20 protein-coding genes are annotated in these 24,419 nt (G+C 39.2%); 6 read left to right on the top strand and 14 right to left on the bottom strand.

The features are described from left to right. Positions 1-196: 196 nt before the first annotated feature. The 3 genes from HQN83_RS03420 to HQN83_RS03410 are packed head-to-tail and all read right to left on the bottom strand — an operon-like array spanning position 197 to position 5,741. Complete coding sequence (locus tag HQN83_RS03420; RefSeq protein ID WP_173088586.1) at positions 197-3,427, bottom strand: error-prone DNA polymerase; 3,231 nt, start codon at positions 3,425-3,427, stop codon at positions 197-199. A gap of 14 nt (positions 3,428-3,441) precedes the next feature. Continuing rightward, positions 3,442-4,950, bottom strand: a complete 1,509-nt coding sequence (locus HQN83_RS03415) for a Y-family DNA polymerase (protein ID WP_173088584.1) — start codon at positions 4,948-4,950, stop codon at positions 3,442-3,444. An 11-nt stretch (positions 4,951-4,961) separates the two neighbouring features. Further along, positions 4,962-5,741, bottom strand: a complete 780-nt coding sequence (locus HQN83_RS03410) for an ImuA family protein (RefSeq protein ID WP_246254215.1) — start codon at positions 5,739-5,741, stop codon at positions 4,962-4,964. 149 nt (positions 5,742-5,890) lie between these two features. Here HQN83_RS03410 and HQN83_RS03405 point away from each other — a divergent pair, with 149 nt between their 5' ends. Next, entirely contained in the window at positions 5,891-6,937 is a 1,047-nt protein-coding gene (locus HQN83_RS03405) for a hypothetical protein (protein WP_173088582.1), read from the top strand. 217 nt (positions 6,938-7,154) lie between these two features. Here the strand turns inward: HQN83_RS03405 and HQN83_RS03400 are convergent, their stop codons facing one another. Further along, positions 7,155-7,526, bottom strand: coding sequence for a nuclear transport factor 2 family protein (locus tag HQN83_RS03400; protein ID WP_173088580.1), 372 nt, complete (start codon positions 7,524-7,526; stop codon positions 7,155-7,157). 241 nt (positions 7,527-7,767) lie between these two features. On the opposite strand from HQN83_RS03400, the gene HQN83_RS03395 reads away from it, so the two are divergent. The 3 genes from HQN83_RS03395 to HQN83_RS03385 all read left to right on the top strand — a co-directional run bounded on the left by HQN83_RS03395 (position 7,768) and on the right by HQN83_RS03385 (position 10,304). Then, positions 7,768-8,979 carry a S41 family peptidase gene (locus HQN83_RS03395; protein ID WP_173088578.1) on the top strand — a complete coding sequence of 404 codons (1,212 nt, stop codon included), beginning with the start codon at positions 7,768-7,770 and terminating at the stop codon, positions 8,977-8,979. A gap of 101 nt (positions 8,980-9,080) precedes the next feature. Next, positions 9,081-9,659 (top strand): hypothetical protein, encoded by a 579-nt coding sequence (locus tag HQN83_RS03390; RefSeq protein ID WP_173088576.1) that lies wholly within the window; start codon positions 9,081-9,083, stop codon positions 9,657-9,659. Positions 9,660-9,794: 135 nt separating this feature from the next. After that, complete coding sequence (locus HQN83_RS03385; RefSeq protein ID WP_173088574.1) at positions 9,795-10,304, top strand: GNAT family N-acetyltransferase; 510 nt, start codon at positions 9,795-9,797, stop codon at positions 10,302-10,304. Between the two features lie 11 nt (positions 10,305-10,315). On the opposite strand, the gene HQN83_RS03380 is transcribed toward HQN83_RS03385, so the two are convergent. From HQN83_RS03380 to HQN83_RS03360, 5 genes are all read right to left on the bottom strand, one after another. Further along, the gene (locus HQN83_RS03380; protein ID WP_173088572.1) at positions 10,316-10,504 is read right to left on the bottom strand and encodes a hypothetical protein; all 189 of its coding nucleotides are present in this window, start codon (positions 10,502-10,504) and stop codon (positions 10,316-10,318) included. A gap of 66 nt (positions 10,505-10,570) precedes the next feature. After that, positions 10,571-10,879 carry a hypothetical protein gene (locus HQN83_RS03375; protein WP_173088570.1) on the bottom strand — a complete coding sequence of 103 codons (309 nt, stop codon included), beginning with the start codon at positions 10,877-10,879 and terminating at the stop codon, positions 10,571-10,573. A 140-nt stretch (positions 10,880-11,019) separates the two neighbouring features. Continuing rightward, positions 11,020-11,514, bottom strand: a complete 495-nt coding sequence (locus HQN83_RS03370; RefSeq protein WP_173088569.1) for an SRPBCC family protein — start codon at positions 11,512-11,514, stop codon at positions 11,020-11,022. 963 nt (positions 11,515-12,477) lie between these two features. Then, the gene (locus tag HQN83_RS03365) at positions 12,478-12,975 is read right to left on the bottom strand and encodes a DUF6036 family nucleotidyltransferase (RefSeq protein ID WP_173088568.1); all 498 of its coding nucleotides are present in this window, start codon (positions 12,973-12,975) and stop codon (positions 12,478-12,480) included. A gap of 574 nt (positions 12,976-13,549) precedes the next feature. Next, positions 13,550-13,996: an erythromycin esterase family protein gene (locus HQN83_RS03360; RefSeq protein WP_246254211.1), complete on the bottom strand. Its 447-nt coding sequence runs from the start codon at positions 13,994-13,996 to the stop codon at positions 13,550-13,552. A 585-nt stretch (positions 13,997-14,581) separates the two neighbouring features. Between HQN83_RS03360 and HQN83_RS03355 the strand changes: the two genes are divergently transcribed. Together HQN83_RS03355 and HQN83_RS03350 are read left to right on the top strand one after the other, a co-directional pair. Next, positions 14,582-14,926: a hypothetical protein gene (locus tag HQN83_RS03355; protein ID WP_173088566.1), complete on the top strand. Its 345-nt coding sequence runs from the start codon at positions 14,582-14,584 to the stop codon at positions 14,924-14,926. Positions 14,927-15,064: 138 nt separating this feature from the next. Continuing rightward, on the top strand, positions 15,065-16,483 hold the full coding sequence (locus HQN83_RS03350) for a S41 family peptidase (protein WP_173088565.1): 1,419 nt from the start codon (positions 15,065-15,067) through the stop codon (positions 16,481-16,483). 133 nt (positions 16,484-16,616) lie between these two features. Here HQN83_RS03350 and HQN83_RS03345 read toward each other — a convergent pair whose 3' ends face one another. From HQN83_RS03345 to HQN83_RS03325, 5 genes are all read right to left on the bottom strand, one after another. Next, on the bottom strand, positions 16,617-17,963 hold the full coding sequence (locus HQN83_RS03345) for an MORN repeat-containing protein (protein ID WP_173088564.1): 1,347 nt from the start codon (positions 17,961-17,963) through the stop codon (positions 16,617-16,619). Positions 17,964-18,323: 360 nt separating this feature from the next. Then, positions 18,324-19,097: a GLPGLI family protein gene (locus tag HQN83_RS03340; protein ID WP_246254208.1), complete on the bottom strand. Its 774-nt coding sequence runs from the start codon at positions 19,095-19,097 to the stop codon at positions 18,324-18,326. A gap of 4 nt (positions 19,098-19,101) precedes the next feature. Continuing rightward, positions 19,102-21,900 (bottom strand): TonB-dependent receptor, encoded by a 2,799-nt coding sequence (locus HQN83_RS03335; protein ID WP_173088562.1) that lies wholly within the window; start codon positions 21,898-21,900, stop codon positions 19,102-19,104. Positions 21,901-21,944: 44 nt separating this feature from the next. Beyond that, complete coding sequence (locus tag HQN83_RS03330; protein WP_246254207.1) at positions 21,945-22,661, bottom strand: LytR/AlgR family response regulator transcription factor; 717 nt, start codon at positions 22,659-22,661, stop codon at positions 21,945-21,947. Continuing rightward, on the bottom strand, positions 22,658-24,214 hold the full coding sequence (locus HQN83_RS03325; RefSeq protein WP_173088560.1) for a sensor histidine kinase: 1,557 nt from the start codon (positions 24,212-24,214) through the stop codon (positions 22,658-22,660). The genes HQN83_RS03330 and HQN83_RS03325 overlap by 4 nt, the downstream gene beginning before the upstream one ends. Between the last annotated feature and the right edge of the window lie 205 nt (positions 24,215-24,419).

Here is a 24,419-nt window from a genome sequence, read left to right as displayed (position 1 = left end):
GACAGCCTGATAAAGTTCAGGTATGTCCCTTTTTTATTTTTTTAATTCCATTTTTATTTCTTTCAGATACAATATCTATCAGCTGGTGGCGCGCCAACTAGGATGAAATTTCAGTCTTTGTATTGATTGCAGACCCTTAATATAATTGGATTTTCAGTGTCACACGAACGCAAGGGCTTGACCAAAAGTCGATAAGTTATTTAAAATTCCTTCCCCCATGAAAGGTTTCCTTTGGAACTTCTCCAGGAACCGTTATCCGTTTGTTTTGTGAGGGATAAGGTGCACTTTTCTCATCAGAACGTGATAAAGTCAATACCGGCAATTCCTCCTGTTCCCGCTGAACAAGTTTTCCCATTAGTTTGGTCAAGTCCACACATTTGCTGACTACCACATGCACCACCTCTCCTTCCCGTTGTAAACGGCCTTCTACCATCAGCAGCCTTGAATGTAAAATTTCCTTTCGATAAGTATCAAAAAACTTTTCAAATACCACCAGGTTACTAAAGCCAGTTTCATCTTCAATGGTAATAAAACATACACCAGCAGCAGTTCCTGGCCGTTGTCGCACCAGTACGAGCCCTGCAACCTTCACCAGTTGCCCGTTACGTGCGTCCTTATTGATCTGATGGCAGGACAAGATGCGGAGCATTTCCAGTTGTGGACGTACAAAGCTCACTGGGTGTGCTTTTAATGACAAGCCTACAGTGGCATAATCCTGAACCACATGTTCCCCCTGACTCATGAGTGGCAATTCCACCTGCGCTTCCAATACACTTTCAGAGGGTTGCCCTTTAAAAATCTCCACCGGCATATCCTGTAAGGCAGATACCTCCCATAGCGCTTTTCTGCGATCCAGACCAATAGAGCGGAATGCGTCAGCATCTGCCAGTCTTTCCAATGTATTAATTGCTATCCCCACATCACGCAAAGCAGTAACCGTCCTATACCCCTTTCCCTTACAGTTCACCAAAACATCCATCTCCTCCTGTCCTAGCCCTTTAATCTGTCTAAAGCCCAAACGGATCGCATAATATTTCCCCGATTTCTCTTCCAGTAAATTATCCCAGGTAGAATAATTGATATCAACCGGACGTACCTCTACTCCATGTTTCTGTGCATCAATGACAATTTGTGCAGGTTGGTAAAAGCCCATCGGCATGCTATTGAGTAAAGCTGCCGCAAAAGCATCCGGATAATAATGTTTCAGCCAGCAGGATACATAAACCAGTAAGGCAAAACTTGCCGCGTGACTTTCCGGAAAACCATAACTACCAAAACCCTCCAGCTGCCTGAAGATCCTTTTGGCAAATTCCTCGCTATACCCCTTCGCCTTCATTCCTTCAATCAGCTTTTTTTCGTATAGGTTGACCGTTCCGGTATATTTAAAAGTGGCCATACTGCGGCGCAGACCATCTGCTTCGGCCGGGGTAAATCCAGCTGCTACAATGGCTATCTTCATTGCCTGTTCCTGAAAAAGTGGTACCCCAAGGGTTCTCCCTAAAATTTCTTCGAGTTCAGGAGATGGATATACCACAGGTTCTTCTCCATTCCTGCGTCGCAAGTAAGGATGTACCATATCTCCCTGTATAGGTCCGGGTCGGACAATGGCTACTTCAATCACCAGATCATAAAAACATTTAGGTCTTAACCTGGGTAGCATCGACATCTGTGCCCGGCTTTCAATCTGGAATACTCCCAGGGTATCGGCAGCACTGATCATCCCATAAACTTCCGGATCATCCTGAGGGATATTTGCCAGGGTCAGGTTTAAACCATAATGTGCTTTACACAAATCAAAAGCCTTACGGATACAGGTCAGCATACCTAAAGCCAGTACGTCCACTTTCAGAAAACCCAATGCATCAATATCATCCTTGTTCCATTCAATATTTGTACGGTCTTCCATCCGTGCATTCAGGATCGGACAGAGATCAGTCAGTTTCCCATTGGTGACCACAAAACCTCCGGTATGTTGTCCCAATTGTCTGGGGAAACCCATCATCTGTGCTGTCAGTTGCAAGGTTTTCTTTAAATGGGGATCCTGTGGGTTCAATCCTTGCTCGGTTACACGCTTGCCTTCAAACCATTCGTCTGTAAACTCCCAGATGGAGCTGGACAGCCGGTTAATGGTATCCACGGATAAACCCATCGCCTTACCCACGTCTCGTAAAGCACCCTTCTGGTGCAATTGGGTTACTGTAGCCACAATGGCCGCACGGTCACGGCCATACTTGGTATAGATGTACTGCATGATTTCCTCACGCCGTTCATGCTCAAAGTCCACATCAATATCCGGTGGTTCATTCCGGTCTGAAGAAATAAAACGTTCGAAAAGCAAATCAAATTTCATCGGATCAACAGAGGTCACACCCAGGCAGAAACAGATGGCTGAATTGGCAGCCGACCCCCTTCCCTGACACAATATCCCCCGACTGCGTGCTTCACGGACAATGTCTTCCACAAACAGAAAGTAATTCGCATAATCCATCTTACGGACAAAGTCCATTTCATGGGCAATCATGTTCAGCACTTTCTCCGGGATAACCTCACCATAAAAGGCATGCGCACCTTTCATACACAGGTATTCCAGTTCTTCCAGGGGTGAACGCCCACTTTTATTGATTTCTTCCGGATAGACATATTTCAGTTCATCCAGTGCAAAAGTACAGGCTTCAGCAATGACCATCGTATTGCGGATCGCTTCGGGATAGTTACGGAACAGACGGTGCATTTCATCAACAGGTTTCATGTAGCGCTCTGCATTCTGATGCAAGCGGAAGCCTGCTTCCTGAATGGTGCATTTTTCTCTGACGCAGGTCAGCACATCCTGCAACTCCCTGCGTGCAGGATTGTGGTAATGTACATCTCCAGTAGCCACTACAGGTATCTCAAACCGATCAGATAACTGCCGGATGCGAAAGATCAGCTTGTCATCATTACCCAGGTAAGTCCGTGTTGCAGATAGGTGCAACTGCTTACCCAGCGCTTCTTTATACTCCTGCAAATCTTTAATAAAGGAATCTTCAAAATTGAAATGACGGTTCAATATACCCGGCATAATCAGGGTAAACAACATTCCTTCCGAATGTGCATATACATCCGTCTTATTCAAGTGACAGGATCCTTTTTCCGCACGCAAGTTCCCAAGGGTCAGTAAAGCCGACAGTCTGCAATAAGCATCCTTGTTGCTTGGGTAAGCCAGCAAACTTGGTCCGTCCAGTAAATCCAGCCGGCAGGCTGGAATGAGCTGAATGTTCTTTTGTTTGGCAGCTGCATGTGCTCGCACAATGCCAGCTAATGTATTGCGATCGGTAATGGCTATTTTTTTATACCCAAAAGCTGCTGCCTGATCCACGAGTTCATTGGGATGGGAAGCTCCCATTAAGAAGCTGAAATTAGAAGTTACCTGTAATTCACTGTATTCCATTGTTTCCTCCTTATTTAAGCGAAAAATCCATGTAAAAACCATTGATAGCGCTGTTCGCCACCATAGTGACCTGAACGGAACAGCCAATAACGCTGTCCAAGTTCATCTTCCACCTGGTAATAATCCCGATGCTCCCCTGCATCCAGCCACCATTCCCGTTCTATGCGTTCTGGACCGTCGGCTTTGACTACTAAATGCTGGATGCCTTTGTAAATAAAAAACTTTGGCGGATGATCTGGGATCAGCGCCATTACTTCAATTGGGGCAGGTTTATTGAGCAATTCAGTGGGACGTGGTCTATCAATATGCCAGTCAGTGCTTGGTTTATCGGTAATGGAAACTGCACGATTTGCAGAGCGCTCTGGCCAGTAACGCGCTGCGGGGACATAACGGTGAATCACCTCGGCTCCCATTTTACCAACCACGCGGTCCAATAACTGGATCACACTTTGATCGTCCAGTCCTGGTTTACCCGCCCAAAGCGCTTCCTGTCCGGGTAAAATATCATCTACTTTAGGTGCCTCTAAGACAAACAGTTCAATGCCCAGTGCCGGTCGGATCTGATCAATCTTTAACTGAAAAAGTTTAAACAAATGACTTACACTACTGGTTGCTCCGCTGGTGCCTATGGAAACCTGGACTACTTTACCATCAATTCGGTAGCAAGTCAATACCCCGGTTCTCAAACCCTTCCCTTCGTTCTGCAAGCGAAGGCATAAATGTTCTAGTAATCGGCTGATCGCCATTTCGATACCTGTACGGGTTTTAATCGGTTCCAGACAGGGCAAACGTTCCTGAAAGAGAACAGGCAGCTGCAAGGGGGTAATCAGTTCATCCACAGTACCCAAAGCCTGAGCCAGACGGGTTAAAAAATCTTCTCCGAATCTTCTGCGTAATACTGAACGGGGCATCCCTACAAAACTTCTGATCTGGTAAAAGCCTAGCTTGCGTAGCTTAGCCAGGGTGATTTCGGGTAAACGTAAGGCTTCTGGTGGTAAAGCAAGTAATGCTTCAGTATGCGCTCCAGCTGCAATCAGTGGGCTTACTTTTCCGAAACGGGCGATGGCCCAGGCTGCACCTGGGGTATCCGCCATTGCCACACGTACTGTATATCCTTTGCTTTTTAACCTGGATACGATTTCTTTCAGGTATTGCCTTTCTCCGCCCCAAAGGTGGGGACAGCCACTTACATCCAGAAACAAACCATCAAAAGAAAAATCATCAACCATTACTACAGGTGAATAGCGTACACACCACTCTCCCAGTCTGTTCAGTAGTTTGGTGGCACGACCTGCTTTATCATCTAACACCTCCAGTCCTGGACACAGGGCCTTGGCATCAGCGGCACGCATCCCTGTTTCAATTCCCTGTGAAGTGGCTATTGGGCTGACTGCAGTAATCATATTCCGTCCATGATCAGGTGCTGCAAAAACAAAAGGTACCTCAGCAAGTTCCGGACTGCGGATAACTTGCCAGTCTGCCAGTAACTGGCGGAACCATATGGAAACATAACGCTTTTGCATTTTTTAACCGTTTAACCAATTTGTAGTTTTCCTTGATCGTACCATGCAGCTGTTTTTAAAGCAGGTGTTACTTCTACAAAACGATCTCCACCCCATTCCAGGATCCAGTTGCCTGGGTTTCCGTTACGGACTTTGGTGAGTTCCACCTTCCAGCGTGGGAAGCCCAGACCGGGCATTCCCTCCTCGGTTACACTTGGGACGGGGCTGATCTTCCAGCGTGCGGTAGCTACTGTACTTATGGCTTTTCGGGCATCTTTACGTAAAATAAATCCGGTCACTCCTGATTCTTCCACGGCAAGCTGGAGTCTGCGTGATTCAATCAGACTGAGTTCATTCAGTTCCGCCACTACAGCAGCAAGACCTTCACATTTTAAAGCTTCTTCCATGATCCAGAGTACATCCTTTTCTCTGGTAACGTCCATAAAAATGATCCGGTCGGGTTCCACATTGAAGGTACATAAGGAAACCGGGAATAACTTCCTGGTCGTACTGATCCAGACGCAGGCTGCTCCATCTTTCATCAATACCGATAGCAAACCACCGATAAATCCGTCACTGGCTGCTGCATGTTCGGGCAATACCGTGATGAATTCATGAATGGCTTTCCTGGGAAATACTCCGTTTGGAAATGCTTTTTCAATTGCTCCAAGACCAATCACTTCCTCAGTCATCGTTCCCTGGGCTTTAAAGCCCTGCCACAACAGGATATCCTGTTGTAGTTTATTGACTAATTCCTGTTTTGCGTTCATGATGTTATCCCCCTTTCCTAACTCATTGTATGAGTAATTCAAATGAACAAGCAAATATAATACTAAAAATATTAGTATTTAAGTTAAGTCGAAAAAGAATTTTTTCATCAGCTAAATTAACTTAAACGGAAAGGGGATATTTGGAGTTACTAATTAAAGAAATTCCGATATTGGCGCTTATTATCCTGTTTATGAAAAAAATTATCCTGCCTATCCTGATCATTCTACTCCTTGGCTGTAAAAAAAAGAACGATAACGTTCCTGATGCGCAAGCTATTTCCTTAAAGGAGTTTTCTTTTGATAATGACAATAATTCCAAACTGATGTTTCAGGATGGTGAATCTATGGCCTTATTAACGGCTGAGTCGCGTCGATATGATATTGGAAAGGTTTTGCGGGTAAAGGCAATAGATGAAACCACTATTGAAGTGGCAAACTTTGCACCTGTTGATATAGAAGATGCCACCATATTACTGACCATTGCAGGCTCGTCAAAGCAAATCAAACTTTTTAAAGTCAAAAAAATCAGGGCGCATGGGATGCAGAGAATAAAGTATCCCTTTATTGACGGAAGCTCAAAATTTGTTGATACAGATGATGTTGAAATAGATTTATCTCCCTACAAAGGGGCTGGACTTGCAGTAGATAAAGTAAACTTTGATTTTACTGGTGAAACTGAGCTCATTAGAAAATTAAAGAAATTGGCCAAGCTACATTGGAAAATAAAGTATACTGATTTTGATGTGAATGATAATACCACAGACAATTGGAAAGAAAACATTGAGGCTAAAGATGTAAGACGATTTTCAGGATTGATCATTAACCTGGCTTATCTGATTCAGGCCAATGAAACGAAAACCGCTTATCTTGCAGAACCGATAATAGGTAACGATGGGCTCAGCCCTTTAACAATAGCTCAAAAGGAAATTGCATTCCAGAAGATGATTGCCATACCACAGTTCAATTGTGGGGTTGTGGTGAATGTTTCCGGTTTAGGTGGCGGCTCCACTTTTGGGGTGGCTAATCACGTATTAAATGATTATCTCAGCAAGGACGTATGTTTTATTGCTATTCATGAAATAAGCCATATGATAGGTTATAATCATGATTCTACAATGACTTATCCAAAAGATGGAAAAGGTGCGGTTGAGGCTTGTACCAGAATTTATAAACAGATGTTAGCTAATAATGAGTTCCCCATTAAAAAAGCAGGATACTATAAACAAAGTGATTTATAAATTTTACTGTAATTGCGGTTTGCTTCTGCAAAATACTAATTTGTCATAGTATACGATAGATTTTACGTTTTGTTTTAATGTATTGATCCATACGTGCATTTAAAATGCGCTTACAGTCGAATGCAAAATATCATCTTCAAAATTTAACCCTCAGGCTCCGTTGCCATACCAGTAGTTGTGCTTTTGTATATGGCTATCAGTAAATACCCAATAAGTACTATTTTTTTAAATCAGATTCGGTATGCATGGCACAAATCCAGTTTTCCTGATCCTTCACCCAGGTCGAGGTACAGGCGCATTTCCCGGAAGATTGCAGGCCTTCCATGGTGTATTCAAGTGTGATGAGGTAGGCAATGATTGCACTGTCTCCAATGATTTGAATTTCAGCATCAGAAATGTCCAGCACTTTAAGCTGTCTACCTTTTCCTGATTCAAACATTTTTTTGAAAATAGGTTCGTCTACACTTCTTACTCCATCCTTCCCAGCTACAATACAAGGGAAGTGAGTAAGGCTTTTTACAGTATCAAAATCATGGCTTTCCATCGCTTTCCAATACTTTTTTTCAAGATCAAGAATTTGATTTTTCATCGTATTAAGTTTGAATGCTTATAACAATGCTGGCGGAATATGGTTTGGTAAAACTATTTGCATCAGCTGAATAGATAAGAGAAAGCGTTAATAAACAAACGAGGAATTCATCAACTGACTAGAAACAGTGTTATTAGGATATTACATTTTTACTTATCTTTTGATGCAACATATCTAAAAAATGTTTGTCTTTTTTATTGCATACACCATTGACTAAATTCGTAACCAACTATTGAACCAAATGAAAAAAAAGATCATTACGCTCCTACTTGCACTGATTAGCGGTAGCTCTTTTTCACAAACTTTATCAAAAGTTGATTTTATGGAAGATTTAGAATTTCTAAAAAAAACTTTACCTGTTAAGCATACCAATCTTTTTGCTAAAATAGACCGTAGCCAATTTGAAAATAAAGTAGACCAGGTATCCATGAGGTCTAACGGATTTGACCGAAATCGCTTTATTGTTGAACTTTTTAAGCTGACACAATCTATTGGTGATGAGCACACTTTTATAGAAGTAGATTTCACCAAAATTTTACCCATCCAATTCGAGCTTTTTAAGGAAGGTTTATTCGTTGTAGGCGTCGATTCTGCAAATGCTTCAGTATTGAACAGCAAACTGGAAAGTATAAACGGGCATCCCCTTAGTGAAGTGCTCGCTCGTTTTAAGGAAATCATTCAGCATGAAAATCCTTCGTATTTCGATGATCGTCTTTTGCAACACCTTAACAATCCAGTGCTGTTAAATGGTTTGGAGTTAATTGATAACGATTCGACCGCAACATTTGCATTGAGCAATAGCAGTGGGCAGATACAAAAGATTACCCTAAGACCAGTGGCGGGTAAAGACGTCACCAGGCTGAACCTGGCTCGCTCCGGGGGAAGTCTGCTCTCGCACAAAGAAAAGAGCAATTATTGGTTCGATTACAATGCGGATGAAAAAATCCTTTATTTCAACTACAGCGAATGCAGAGAGCACCAACAATATCCCTTTGCAAAATTCAGTGAAGAACTTTTTCCGATCATTGACGGGCAAAAACCCGAGAAGATTATACTTGACTTGCGCTACAACGGTGGAGGAAGTTCGGCCATTTTGAATCCTTTTATTGAAAAGATTTCTGGTAGCTATTTAAATAAGAAAGGAAAATTCTTTGTGCTGATCGGCAAAAAAACCTTCTCATCAGCTGTCATGAATGCGGTTGACCTGAAAAAAAATTCGAATGCCATCTTTATTGGTCAGGCTACAAGTGGCAATATCAACCATTATGGTGAAGTAAGAGGTTTTAGTCTACCTAAATCTAAAATAGTTGTTGCCTATTCTACCAAATACTGGGAGCGCTGGAAAGGAAAGAAAGGGCCGCTAAAGCCTGATCGCGATGTGAAGTATTCGATCAAAAATTATACAGCAGGAAAAGACGAAGCATTGATGGAAGTTTATAAGAACGATAGGTAAAAGATTTTTAGGCTCCATCTTTTCATTTCAGTATATTGTGATCAGCAATTACCAATGCAGACATGTGGAATTAAAAGGTTTCACCATACCGATAACTTGATATGAAATCAGATCTCGAAGAGCTCATTGAGGCTTATGAAATAGAAAAGGCTGAACTTGAAAAACAGATTTCCGAATACCTTGAGGAAGCAGACTATATTTATGCTCATTATCATAATAAAGCTTTAGAGATCATCAATAGAAGGCTGGATGTGCTCAGGAACCTTCACAATCCATTTTACCTATCTATTGCAGAGGAAGAATGGAAAATCAGCACCTACAGTAAATTGCTGGCAAAACCAGAATATAAGTACCAAGTAGATTTTTTCTCAAAATATCTGAGAGAAAGTGAAAACAAAGTTATCAACTGGAAGCAGGCTAGTTTTAGCCCAAAGTATGATAGTCAGGAGGTTGATGATGCCTTATTTGATTTGGTAAATGGAACAGGTAAAGGCTTCAAACTCTATTTTAAGACAGATCCGAACATATTTGCGAGCTTTGCTTTAGGAGATCATTTCATTGAGATAAAGCTATTTTATGATGTTATTGCTGAGTATGATTATCAGTATATTTTTGAGAAGGTCAATCAACTTAAAGCTCTGGGCTTTAATTTAAGGGAAGGACAATGGATTTATCACTAACATTTTGATCAATTTAAAGATGCTTTGGAAATTAAGATGATACTTGCACGTTTAATCTATGACATCTTTCATTATGACCAAAGATTTGACGTCGCAAAAATTGCATATCAGTAACTGTTTCGAAATTTAAAACATATGGCTAACCTTTATCAAAGCAACACCATTCTCATACGTGAATTTATACCTGAAGAGCAGCAGGTGTTCATTGCCCTTTTTGAAGATGAGGAAGTTGCCCGATACATTCCTTTACGCTCAACCATACAATACCAGGAATTATTTAATGATACGATAGCCGATTATGAAAATGGTCCATTAGGCCGATGGGGAATATTTGATGCGCAGACCCAGGACTTTATAGGAATGTGTCTTACCCGAAATTTCAAGTACATTTCAGATCAGGTTGAAATTGGCTACGTTCTGGCCAAAAAATATTGGGGTAAAGGTATTGCCAGCGAAGTCAGTAAAGTTCTGGTAGCTTATTGTTTTAAGTATACCAACACCAGTCAGGTTGTTGCAGTTACCGATCTGGAAAATATTGGTTCACAAAAGGTTCTTGAGAAAGCAGGACTTAAGCGATTAATGAACTTAAAAAGAGATGAAGAAGAACTCGCTTATTTCCGGATTGAGCGCTGGCAACATTTGTAAATAGAAACATTTTAATTCATTTCGAGTGTCTTGTCTTGAGTGCTTGAAGACGCTTTTGTTGATTTATTTGTTTCTTTGATATCAAGATGGACATCATCTGTGAGTTCAAAATTTCCATCTTTTGATGGAATGATCCGGCTGCTTAACAAAAATTCAGACCATCGCTTCAAAAAATCTACTGGGAATTTTGTTGTTTTCATTGAAACAAGCACCGTATGCCTGCAGGTTTTGCCGTTTACAACGTAAATAAGGGCAGAAAAATTACTTTAACGGATATTCCTTATCTGCTTCATCTTTTCTGTCAATAACGCCAATACTGGTGGTTTACCTACTAAATTAAAGCTCCAAATGTCATCCGTAATGAGAACGAAATTACCGGCAAAACTGTAAACAAAATCCCCGCCTTCAATTCCAATAATCCAATCTTCTTTGTTTAGATCAGGATAAGTATGCAGTACCTGCCAGCAATACTCCCTGACCTCATCTTCATCCCAGAAGTCATCCAAGACAGATAATATGCTGTCTTTCTCCTTCAATCCATATCTTAAGCGCATTTCATCGGTTTTATTTTTCATAGAAGATCATATGGTCTGTAGATTATCCTACCGTAAATCCGGACAAACACTATACCAGTAAAATGTCTGGGTTTTGCATTTAGGGCTGAGTTCAGAAAATCTGTAATCCAGCTGGATTACAGATCGATTTTTCATTGCATTTATTTGGCTAGTAAGGTGGCCAGGTAATCCAGTGTCATGGTAAATCCTTCCTTAAAGCCCATATTAATAATATTCTCCAGATCAGCAAGTGTTTTGTGCTTAATTACGATATTGACACTGGTCAGCCCATCTGATTCACTAAAGTTCAGGCTCCACTCTGAACCGGGCATTTGTGGATTGATTTTTTCATCTTTGTCCGTAAACGCATCCAAGAATTTAAAATTTGTTTTGGGGCTTATAGCCGTAAAATCCTGAATGGACCAGTGCTCCTCGCCTTCAGGGCCTACCATTGCATAAAATCTGCGTCCACCCTCTTTGAAGTCCATGTATTTGGTTTTGGAAAGCCAGGGCTTAGGTGCCCACCATTGATCAAGAATTTCCTGTTTTGTAAATGCGTCCCAAACTGAAGAGAGACCTGCCGCAAATTCTCTGTTTACAAATACTGTATTTGTAGATTTGTCGACTGTGAAGTCGAATAATAGGTTACTTTTCATTTTTTTTCATTTTCATGGTTAACAATAAATCATCAAGTTGGCTAAATCGTGTTTCCTAGAAATCGACCCGATGACAAGTAGCAACAGGACAAAACAATCCGGTTCAACTGCAAAAGGTTAATATTTAAGGTAGTGATTCATGAGTTGGGACAACCTATAATTAAATGCAGTCACCACTATTTTTTTGCCTGTACTTCCTCATTGACCTTAGTACATAAAAGCAATAAAGCAAAGCTGCTAACGATATTATAAAAGTTATCACAAGATATTTTAATGGGTAAAGACTTTTAGCAAGATCAGTGAAATGGTAAATTATACATATGAAAGAAAATGGAGCAACAAAACCGCTTAACCCGAGTAGTCCTGCGGATATCATTTCTTTGGCTTTTAAATTTTCCATAATCATTTAGGTTGGTTTGCTAAAGATAACATTTATTCAAAATTGATAGTTACAACCCGTTGTTAAACATTTGCTAATCTGATAAAAGTGAAGTTCGTCAATTTAATCTTTGAAGATATGGACAAAAGGGATCAAAAGCACCTAAATGCAAAAAGTCTTAGATTTTTCTAAGGCTTTCTCTGTGCTCACCGATATACTTCGAACACACCAATTTCTTAAAGATTTGAAGGTAATTGCAGATATGAAAAAATATATTGATGACAAGAGAAATAGGCGCCTAAGCTTAAAAAAAATATTGATTTCAACAGTTTAATAAACAGTAAAAATCGATAGAAAAGTGACTTTCCATATGGGATTCTCTGGATTTGGTTACTTAATCTAAATATGTTTAAACTAGTAATGACCAATTTACAAACGCTACTATGATACCAAAAGAACTTGTAGGAAGTAATAACGCCAACCGTAACTATGAAAAAATGATTCTAACCGAACTTTATACCCTCATAAGGGTTAACATCTACAATGAAAACCATAACTATGCCCTAGCAACTACTTCAACTCTCCTATTCCTTCACACATGCTCCTAAATCACCTCCCTTTCCGCTATGGATTTTTTGCAATTCTTCAACATCCGCTTTATCCTTCAATCTACCAGTATTAAATTTAGACAACACTAAGTCATTAAGGTGAAGAAATGGAATTTTTATATCATCAATATCTGCGATAATTTTTCTCCTATCAGCGTCTTCAAACTCTATCATGCTAATTCTGGTCAAAAAATCTACTTTTTCTGGCTCATCCCACATCGAGAAGACAATATATTTTGTAAAATCAAGCTCAGCTATGTGCTGTATATCCTCTTCGTCAAAGTCCATTTGCCTTAGAACAACCAACAACTTCAACTTATTTACATTATCAGGCCTTAGCCATAAGTCCACATCTCCAGTGCTTCTTGCATAGCCATGAAATATTACAGAGTAACCACCAATTACAATAAAATCAACTTTGTTTAATAAAAGTTCCTTTAATAAGTCCTGATGTCTTTCTATAAACAGATTCATCCAGTTGTGATTATTCTGATTTTGCGTGTAGCAGTTCTGTTTTTTAGGTCCTCTCTACTTACATGATACGCACGTAAAATAAGTTCGACAGTCTGCCTCAAACGGTCAACAGGTGATTGTTTAATAATATCCTGTATCTCCTTTTCTTTCGCAGCTTCAAGTGAATTGAAAATATGTATCCTATTTTTCATTTTATTCGACGATCGGTAAGTACAAATGTAAATATATCTTTCTAAACATGAAACGCATGCATCTTATTCGCTTAAAAGTATTTTTATCCAAGCAGTAAAATATAAATCGACCTGAAGACAAGCCGCAAAAGGACAAGATACATCTATAATAGTTACGAACACACTAATTTTTTAACGACTTGGAGGTTGTTGCAGATATAAAAAAATACATAAACGACGTGAGAAACAGTCCCATCTGGAAATCATAACTAATAACGCTTTCCAGATGGGACTTTATTAAAGGATAATATAATCTTTACCTGCTACTAGTTGTAATTTTTTCTCCTTGCCATTGTATAGAAAAGTACAGCTCTCATTTTTACCGGCATGGATAGTGGCGGATTTTAGCTTGCCGGCAGCCCATTGTATGTCCAATTTGTGTCCCCCATCAAAATATTAACTGCCCCTTTGAAAGTGTCAAAACTTATTGCATAAAATTCGTTCTTAAAGTGTTGGTTCAAATATGAACCCATTGCGAGAGAGTTAGAAGTAGTATCTTTCATAATGTGCGTATTATGTGCCCAAACTATAGTTTTCCTTTTTTTTGCTTCATAGGATTTAATGAGGTTCTCCGTCATAAATTTATCGCGGGTATATGGGTCGCCCCAATAATCTTCCCTGTCTAAACCAATTAAAACCACTTTATCTTCCGATGCCTTATCTTTGTTGTATTTTCTTATCCGTTGAAATAGGTTATAGATTTCTTCCGTACTATATAAAGCCATATGTTTCATAAGTTCCTTCAGATTTCCTTCCCCAGTCTGCAGATATATATTGATTGGCACAATCATAGATTGTGGAGTTTCAAATGAAAGCAATTTAAAATTGCATTTACTTATGAGGAATTCTATGATCCGTGCTTTTTGAACATAGAATTCATGAGTCCCGTGGGAAGCCTCACCTATTCCAACTATGTTTTTAATTCTTAATTCATTAAGTAAAAACGATAGGTCGTTGTTAGTGGAATCTGATTTTAGTTCATACGCATTTTTATTAATCTAGTTAAGGGACTCCTGTCCAGAGGCTTCGAAAGCAAATAACAGCACGAACAAAATTGAGATTTTAAATTTCATCCAGTGATGGGTTGAGTATGCATTCTTCATAGGCTTTGTTTAATGTTATCTAATAGATGTTTCAAACGTCAGAATTCCATAACCATAGATTCACAGGTCTAATTTGACACAAAGTAATTGACTTAAAAAATCAATTCCTCTTATAAAAAATCGTTCTATCTTAGCAATTACAAGCAAATACACTAAGAGTAAAATCTTTATAAAATAGAGTATAGGAACAATTTTAAGGCATAAATGGCTTAAAATTGTCCTAACTACCAGCAAAAGCACTGAAAGGCAACAAAAATAAGACTAACAGACAAAATGAATAAATTTGACTTTAATAATAAAAGATTTGTATTGATTCAAAATTCCAATAATGGAGAAGTAAATACAGAAACCATTTTTAACTATAAACAAGATGACAGTCTTGTTACTGCCGAATATTCTGGAGGAACAATAAGATACGGGAAAATTATAGCTGAATTAAAAGGTGACCAATTAAATATGCTTTATCAATGTTTAACAACAGATAATCAATTGAAAGCGGGTAAAGCACTAGCGCAAATTGTAATAACGCAGAATGGTAAAATGAAACTGTCTTTAAATTGGGAATGGTTGACAAATGGAAACGACAAAGGAGAATCTGAATACATAGAAATAGACTAAAATGAATAATATCGTTTATCTGAACTCAAAAAAACTATAGATGATTTGAAGAGCTAATTTCTACTCCATCAATGCTCCGAGCTTAAAATCTTGTCTATACTGTTTTAAAATTGCGTCTGCTTGGTTTATCTTAGTGACATGAAATTTTCGGCCCTTGTTTTTATTGTACTATTTTTTTGTGCAACGTTCAATGTAAATGCACAGTATTTGGATCAGATGTCCAAACAATTATATCAGCCATCTGATCTTAAAAAAGATATTGATCTCGTAAAAACTACACTGGAAAGAGAGCATCCGAATTTATATCTGTACATCCCTAAAAAAGCGCTTGACTACAAATTCGACAGTTTAAGAAAAACAATAGATAAGCCAATTACCTCAATTGCGCTGTATATCAAGTTACAACGGGTGATCAGCAGTATAGGCGATGGGCATTTGACGGTAGAGATAGATTATTCGAAATTCACTTCGCAGGACATTGCTTTTTTGAAAAAACCATCACTGCAACACCCCATTTATCAGTTCGGCTACTATGTGACCGGAAAAAGGCTGTTTATCACGAAAAATTTATCTGCCGATTCTACAATTATAAAAGGCACAGAGATCATGAGTATTAATGAAGTGCCTGCAACAAGGCTAATTGATAGCCTTTACAGTTACATCACCAGTGATGGTTACAATACAACTTACAAGAAGCACTTGATGAATAATGCTGGTTTGTTTGCAGAGCGTTATCGGTTTTTGTTTCCGGGAAAAGAGCCGCTGGACATTTCGCTCAAATCATCAGGAACCTCTAGGAAAATTAAGTTAGCAGCACGTCAGGAGAAGGGGTTTGACAGCATTGGTGGAATGCCGCCGCCTACTACAGAATATAGGACATTATCTGCTGATCAAAATGTTGCCTATCTTAAACTCCGCACTTTTTATAATGAACCTAACTTTGTGGGTTATGAGGGTGTTTTTGCAGACATAGAAAAGCGTAAGCCAAAAGCCCTAGTTATCGATTTAAGAGGGAATACCGGCGGAGAACTAATTTGGGCTGCCAGGATTTACAGTCACCTGCTAGATATCCCTAGGTATTTTTACAGACTTCCCGATGAGATCAAACAACAGAGAAAGCTGTACGACAATCCGAAAATAAGAAACTGGGTTGACAGCACACCAAAGTCCAACTACCAAATGATCCAACCTTATTCCTTTACATTTAAAGGAAAAATATACGTGTTGATTGACGGAGGTTCCTTTTCATCAAGTAGCCTCCTGGCAGCGAATTTGAAAAATCTAAAAAACGTAACGCTTGTGGGTGAAGAGACCGGCGGTAGTAAAAATATCTTTACAGCAGGTGTACACAAAAGCGTTACCCTGCCTCATAGTCAATTGCTGCTGAAATATGGAAATATCCCCGCATATTTTGGTGATATCACAAATATCGACGGCCGAGGTGTTATGCCGGATATTCCGATTACTTACCAGATTGAAGATTATTTAGCAGGTAAAGATTTGGAATTGGATTGGGTATTGAAGGATATTGTGAAAACCGTTGACCTCAATAACTAAGATTAAGTGTGGATTATTACAAAAGTGGCAGCAAGTTCTATACCAGTGCTTCTCCCTCACGGTTGATGATGAATTGTGTATTTCGGAGATAGCGGTTCTTCCCCAATTTTGGTGGTTATGATGGTGTCAAGTCTTATTTTATCAATTTTAATAGCCATTTTAAACAGTCTGTTGGCTCTACAATTGACCAAGAATGTGGATGTCTTGTTCCGTCAACTCTAAAGCCCTTGCCAATGGCGGGAATAAATTCTGCTTTTGTATTTCCGCTTTGCATTAAAAAATTGGTCATAGCCGAGAGATTGGCCGCATTCAAATCATAATAATCTCTGCTTTTGTTTTTAAGCTGCCAAACTATATCCGGGTCGCAATACAATCTTGTCGGAACGTTAATTAAATATTTCGCATTACCCCCATCATCTCTACTTCGCGTAAACATTGAGCCTTCTACATATTTTTCTGGAAATTTATCTGGCGAACCACCATATTGTTTTTCAAATTCATTCACCAGGAAATGGTCTTCCTGCAATGCCATTTTTTTGCTTTCCGATAATTTGTTACCTTCCTTTTCGTATTTAACGATGGCCGTCTTTGCGCCGTTATACAAATCTATCAGATCTACTGGAGGATCAATGCCTATTACCGCCAAAGGTTTCAGATAAGTGATGTGTTTTGGATTACGAGACATTTCAGTGTATTGCAATGCGTTCATCCCGCCAAGCGAAAGTCCACCTAAAATAAATTTATCTTTTGGTGCTTTGTATCTCATCACGATGTCTTCAAAGACCGTATCGAAAAAGCGTTTAGCCGTTGTATCTGTATCCAGCGTATTGTTGTAATTCGCACTCACTACCACAGCTAAAATATTTTTATCATAAACTTGTTGCATCAAATCTTTATTACAGCTGATCACATTCTCAGCTGTTTCGCCTGTTGACGGGAATAAAACTAAAACAGCCTGTATTGGGCTTTTAGGAACGAGTCCGTAATAGAAAAGGTTATCGACTTTAGTTATGTTGCCATAAGTTTCCATACTGTTTTTGATGGCGATGGTTTGTTTTTTCAGTATAGGTAAATATTTGTCATCCAGATTTAAAAATTCGCCATTTACAAAATTGCCAATGGTTTTACCACCATTGTTAAAATAGGCTGCGCCTTTCCCGTTTAAAGCACCATTAATAAAAGTTCCTTCAAAACTGGCATATCCAATAATTTCAAACTTCCCTTTCCCATCAAATTTGCCTTGCTTCATTTCTCCTTTGTAGGTCGCTGCCAATTTATGATTTTGAAACCATTGCAAAAAGCCAGTTCCAGATGCATAATTGTTTTTGCAATTGCCGTTCCAAGTAAGGCTATCTGTGGGTGTTGGTTCATCTAACCATATTTTGCAATTAGATTGATGTTCTTTTACAAACTTTCCATTGTTTTGGGCAAAGGAATTTGTGGTAAATAATATTAAAAAGCCAAAAAATAGTAATCTCATTCTTCCTGTAATGTTTTAGTGTTGTTGAAAATTACACAATACTTCTTTAGGTTGTATATTTCGGAGATAGTGATTCTTCCCCAATTTTGGTGGTAGAACAAAACCTCGCCTTGCATCGAACGCTAAAACATGCCTTTCGGTCGTGCGAGGAATATTTTTCGGTGGAAGGAAAAACCGAGAACTCGACGTGACCACCAAAATTGGGGAAGAACCAGATAGTAGTCACTCCATTTCGGTCCAAACTGTTCAGCCGAACTTCCACCCTTTATCTGAGGAGGTATGCTAGCCTTTAGGCCAAATATATTCAAATCCCGAAAATTCAATCTTATATGAGCCTGACGGAAGCGCTAATATTTAGTACTACAGAAAGAATGCTTTTAAATATTCAAATGCATTTTTTGTATTGTCCTTGTAAACACTTTTAAGTTTATCGATCAGCTCGTTTAGGTTAACGATTGAGCCGCCTGTTGGTGGTAAAATTGAATTTGCCGGAAGCTCAACTTCTTCAATCTTAGTTGCAATCCAGCTTACATTTTCATGGGGCAACGCAAGTTGTAAGATCATTCCTGGTAAGCCACCAAATAACTCGGGGCCACCTGAAACTGGAATTTTGTCGGTATAGAACGCTACTACGTAAACAGAATCAAGTGTAAGACCATTCGCCCGACGACAAGGATAACCTGCTACATCGCGAACTTCATCTGTAAACTTCCATTTTATATTTTTTAGGCTATCTTTTAGTAAATATGTTTCATCAAATACCTTTCTTTTGCTGATCAGCTTTTTATTATTTAAATCCGAATAAACGATGTTATTTTGCATCGCTATTTGCGGATCATTGAAATAGCTTGTGATTGAAGTATTCACACCAACAGGGGTAAACAATGTTTTACCATCAGCAAACGTCAAGGTGCTTTTCAGTTCCTTGAACTGCGGATGTTGTTCCTTATAAGTTTCAAAAGCCGGCTTTAAAAGGGTTTCATTTTCTTTGTTAATACCGCGCTGTATGATCGCGTACATATTTACCTTTTTTTGATATTCGATTAATCCTGAGCGGGTAAACCTTACGTTTTGTGCAAAGGAGGAAATGGTTATAATTGACAGGACGCTTAAGGTTAGCATTAATTTTCTCATCGTTTTATTTATTTGGTGTTTTGTTAGCCCCCATCTTATTAAAATCATAAGATAACGAGATCATAAAATATCTTTTTATTGTGGTGTAATTGCTTTGGGTGATAAGGTTACCTGATATATTCCGATTAAAACCGGTATTCTGGTTCAGCAGGTCGTTACCTGAAAGGGAAAGCTTTAGCGTCTGTTCTTTGAGGAACAACTTACTTAAGGAGGCATTAATAATTACTCTGGGAAAATTTTGGGCAAAAGTTTCTGTTTTACTATTATATTGATAATTGGCATTGGTGGAAAGTTGAAATTTGCTAGGCAGGTATAGTGTAAAATCTCCGTTGCTGCTGAACCCCCTCCCATTGTTATTAATATTTTGTTGTAAAGACGATCCGCTAATGGTATACGTAGGTCCTAAACTGGCATTAAATTCATAAACGTTAATTTTAGCTTTTGAAAACCTTGCCTGTAAGGTATATACGGTATAATTTGTCCGGTTCAGTTCCGTATTGGATAGGTTATAATAGGTGTTTCCATTCATGTTCAAGTTGAGTCCGGCATTTAGGTCTAGTGGCTTAATCTTACGGTCAAAAAAGACAGAGAAGTTAAAGCTACGGGTGTTTCGATCTCCCAGATTAATATACCTGTTAATCGTTCTGCCCGAGGAATCGGCCATCAGACTACTTACCACGGGATTTGCGGTCAGTTGATAACCAGCAAATATTCCGACCAGCTGACCGTTTAGCGGGTTATACGATTGGTAGGCGACAAAAATGCGCTGCGCAAATGACGGCTTCAAATCAGGATTACCCTGAGTGATATTTAAGGGGTCATTATTGACAAGGACCGGTTGTAACTGTGCTACTGTCGGCTCTACAGAATTGCCATCATAGTTTAGTCTGACAGAAGATTGTTGGGAGATGCTGTATGCTAAATTAACCTGTGGATTCCAGAGTATAAAATTTCGGTTCAGCTTGCTTTTTGAGTAAATATCCAACTGTCGGAAATCAACGGTACTTACCTTACTCCCGAAAGCGAGCATAGTTTTGTTTTTAACCAGGTTGAAGTTAAGACCCAATTGATTCGATAATTGCTTTACTTCAAAATTATTGCTGTAAAGACTGTCGATGGAACTATAGCCTCCCCATCCTGATTTATTGAATGTTCTTTGATTTGACGCACTACCACCAGCGGCGAAACCATAATTCACTATCATTAACATTGATTTCGATAGCGGCTCTGAGTAATTTAGAATGGCATTTACTCCATTGTTAGATATGGCATTTGCTTTAAACTGGTCAACCGATTGGGTACTGTCTTGAAAACTGTTGGAATAAAAGTTGATTTTTGAATTTAATAAACCTGTACTATTGATTTTATTGATTGACCCAATAAAATTCAAAGAAAAAGTTCTGCCTGGTTTGTTTAATTTTTTAGTGAATAGCATTCCAGCGGAGAGGTTGTGTTGATCCGTTTTGGACGAATTATTTAGTAAATTATTGTTCAACAGCGTACCTGCTTCGTTTTCAGTATTGGTAAAAGCCTGATTAGTTTGTTCTGTATTTTTGATGCCGCCATTTAGCGTAACTTTGAAACTGGAAGTACTGTCAGGTTTGATCTGGAAAACCCCATCAATTTTTTGACGAAAAACATGACTATGAAAAGTTTGATCAGCGTTGCTGTTAAGCTGGCCGGTTGGAATGTTATTTTGGGTCTGAATATTGTTTGTTCCGTCTACAGTCAATGCCCCGATCTTATAATTGGCGTTAACGCTGAGTGTATCACCCTTCCATTTGTTGTCATAATGAACGCCACCGGTACGGGCGAGCGGTAAACCTTTGCCATCATACCGGCCACTGTGAGATTCCAGCTCATCGTATCCGCCAAGGTCAATCATCATTCCTGGCGAAGAAATATCAATATTTGAAGTGGCATATTTAGAATTATCCTGCCAGTCAAGGCTTGTTTTTCCATTGTTTCCAGTAATACCATAGACCGAGAACCTTTGCTTTGCCTTAAAGGAATTAAACATCAGTTGTCCACTATAATAACCATCGGTTCCAACTCCCACATCGGCTTTTCCGAAATAACCATTTTTTTTATCTTCCTTCAATTTGATGTTCAGCGTCTTGTCAGTTTTGCCGTCATTCATACCGGTTAGCGTCGCCAGATCACTTTTCTTATCAAAGAGCTGTACCTTATCGACCATATCTGCACGTAGGTTTCTGGTAACCAGGGTTGGGTCGTCCCCAAAAAATTCTTCTCCATCAACCAGTACCTTGTTTATCGTTTGACCTTGAGCGGAAATCTTGCCATCCTTATCTATCTGAATTCCGGGTAGTCTTTTTAACAAGTCCTCTACTTTTGCATTCGGACCTAATGCATAAGCTTTGGCATTGTATTCTGTGGTATCTCCTTTGATTCGAATGGTGGATACGGTTCCCTTTATAACTACCTCTTTTAACAGATTGGTTTTCAGCATCAGACCGATCATACTAAAATCCATGGTACTTCGATTTGAATCCAGGGAGAACTTCTCCGTGTAGTCTACATAACCTGGGTATGAAATATAAAGTATATAATTACCGTATTGCATCCCATTCATCAAGAAACTCCCGTCTGGTTGAGTTCTTGTAAATTGCCTTATAATAGAATCTTTACTGTTTAAAATGACGACTGAAGCGTCCTTAAGCTTCAGGTTATTGCTGGTATCAATTACCATACCTTTGATGGTATGATCGTAAGTCAGTGTCCGGGGCTTTATTTGCTGGCAAAAAACAGGCAAAGCGAATCCAATTGACAATATTATTGTCATTAATTTTTTAAAGTTCATTCGTGGTTTAGGTTACTGTGATACCTTTATTTAGGTGTAGATTTTAGCAGTTTTTCAATTTCATCTGTATAAGATGGGCCGATAGGAATCTCGGTCTCACTCAGCCATACACTTCTTTTATCCACCTTGGTTATTTTTCCTTTCGCTACGATAAATGAACGGTGCACCCGGATAAAGACATTGGATGGCAACAAAGCTTCGGCCTCAGCGGTAGTAAGACGGGACATTACGGGTGGTATTTCGTTTAAGTGCAGCTTCATGTAGTTGCCGATGCTTTCGACGTAGCGCAAATCGGCAAGATCTACTCTGATTTGTTCAACGCCACTTTTTATAAAAATAACAGGTAAAGGTTCCGAAGCTGTCTTATTATTATTGTCTTTCATTTGTTGATACTCGTAAGCCTTATTACATGCTTTTAACAGGCGCGAGAATGAAAATGGCTTTAACAGGTAATCAATAGCATCCAGCTCAAAGCTTTGAACGGCATGTTCACTGTAGGCAGTAGTGAAGATTACCATTGGCGGTTTTGGTAATGATCTGATAAAATCTATACCTGACAGGCCGGGCATTTTAATGTCTAAAAAAATCAGTTGGATATCATTTTCTTGCAAGAAACTAATGGCTTCAACTGCTTTAGTGAAGCTGGCTGCAAGTGCTATAAAAGGAATTTCTTCCAGTAAGCTTTTTACAACTTCCAATGCGAAAGGTTCGTCGTCGATGGCTATGGCCCGTAGCATGTTCATATCTTAGAGATTTCAGTTTTAATAGTCAGATCCACAATAAATTCTTTCTCGGTTGTTTCACAAGTTAACTGGTGCTGGCCCTGGTAAAACATTTTCAGCCGTTCTTTAACGTTTTGAAGGCCTATGCCGGAATGTTTTCGTTCAGGGTCATTGGGGTCTATTTGATGCAAACTGTTCCTCACGTTAAACCGGATGCCTTGCTGGTCACATGTCAATATGATGTTTATCCTTGACTTCTGATTGATGTCAATCCCGTGTTTGAAAGCATTTTCCACAAAAGGGATCAATAACATAGGGATGATTTCGTAGCTGCAATTGTCAACGGTGATTTTTTCATTGATCTCAATTTCTTCCGAATTCTGGATGCGCAATTTTTGGAGTGCTATATAATTCTGAAGATAGTTAATCTCGTTGCTCAAAGGGATAAAGTCCATATGGTTGTCATCTAGCATAAATCGCATCATATCGCCCAGCTTTTGTACCGCGCTGGCTGTTCTTTTGGAACCATCCATCAGGGCCATGGCATATATCGTGTTGAGGATATTAAAAAGAAAGTGAGGATTGATCTGCGAACGCAAAAACTGCAAGTCTGCTGTCGATTTGGACAATGCAATTTCGGCACCTCTTAATTCTCTTATTTTATCCTTGCGTTGCTGATAAAGCATCCAGGTAATCGGTGTCACAACAACAAGTTGAATGATCCAGTTAATTAGCAGCATGTTTGGCGTTACGCCTCCCCGGTTTGGAAACAGGACAATGGGAATTGAATAGAAAAAGGTAGAAATTACAAGCCGCCAGATCAATTGAAAGGCATTTCCTGATGTATTTGCAAAGCGTGGAAACAGCCAGTAGGTATTACTGAAATAAACAAATATAACAGCCGGTATAAAAACAAAATAAGCACGATATATACCCTCATCGTTAATGATGTGGAAGGTGGATGCCAGGCTAGGCAACATTAAAAAGATACATAGGCAAGCACTCATTTGATTGGCAATCAAAATTTGGTAAGTACTTTTTTGGCCGGAGTTTTTGATGCGGTATATAACGTATTCTCGAATACAAGCATAAATTCCATAAACGAGTAATAAAATCAACGCCCTGTCAAACCCTGCCCATAAATCTGTTAAAGGACTTTCATTATATCCAAATAAAGCAAGCAAACGAAATTCCCCATAATTGTTCCAGGCTGGATGCGCATAATAGCTGGCAACGTTTACCCCAACGGCAAGAAGAAAGCTGAGTAACAGTAACTGAAATAAAACCCATGGATAAATAAGGAACGACCTGTAGTTTGCCCGCCGAATTTGTGGGATGGTAAACAAATTGATCCAAAAATAAACAGCCAATAATAAAACCACTACGCCTACCCGTGGTAACAAAAGATGAGCTGCATAATTAAACTGAAGGTTGGGATGGGTAATACTATACTGTTCAAAACCAGCAGTATAAATGGGGAATAAATTTAAACGCTGTAGAATATAACCCAGGATCGCCATCAAACCAAAAAAGGCAATCAGCAGTTGTTCATACTTTCTTATTTCAACTTTCATTGTCTTGTATATTTGATACAATGATACAAGGTAGGAATTTACGCTTTTTAAGAATGTGACCAATAATGGATTTTAGGGATGGAAAGTTTAAATCAGATCTATAATTGTGAAGAATCTTAAGTATGGCTATTCAATTGAACCGCTATTTCCAGGGGTTCTGTTGGTTTGGTTATTCACCTGATGATTATTTGTCTGCACCTTTTAA

Source organism: Pedobacter foliorum, from assembly GCF_013266735.1.
Classification (GTDB): Bacteria; Bacteroidota; Bacteroidia; order Sphingobacteriales; family Sphingobacteriaceae; genus Pedobacter; species Pedobacter foliorum.
This window is presented reverse-complemented; position numbering and strand designations above follow the sequence as displayed.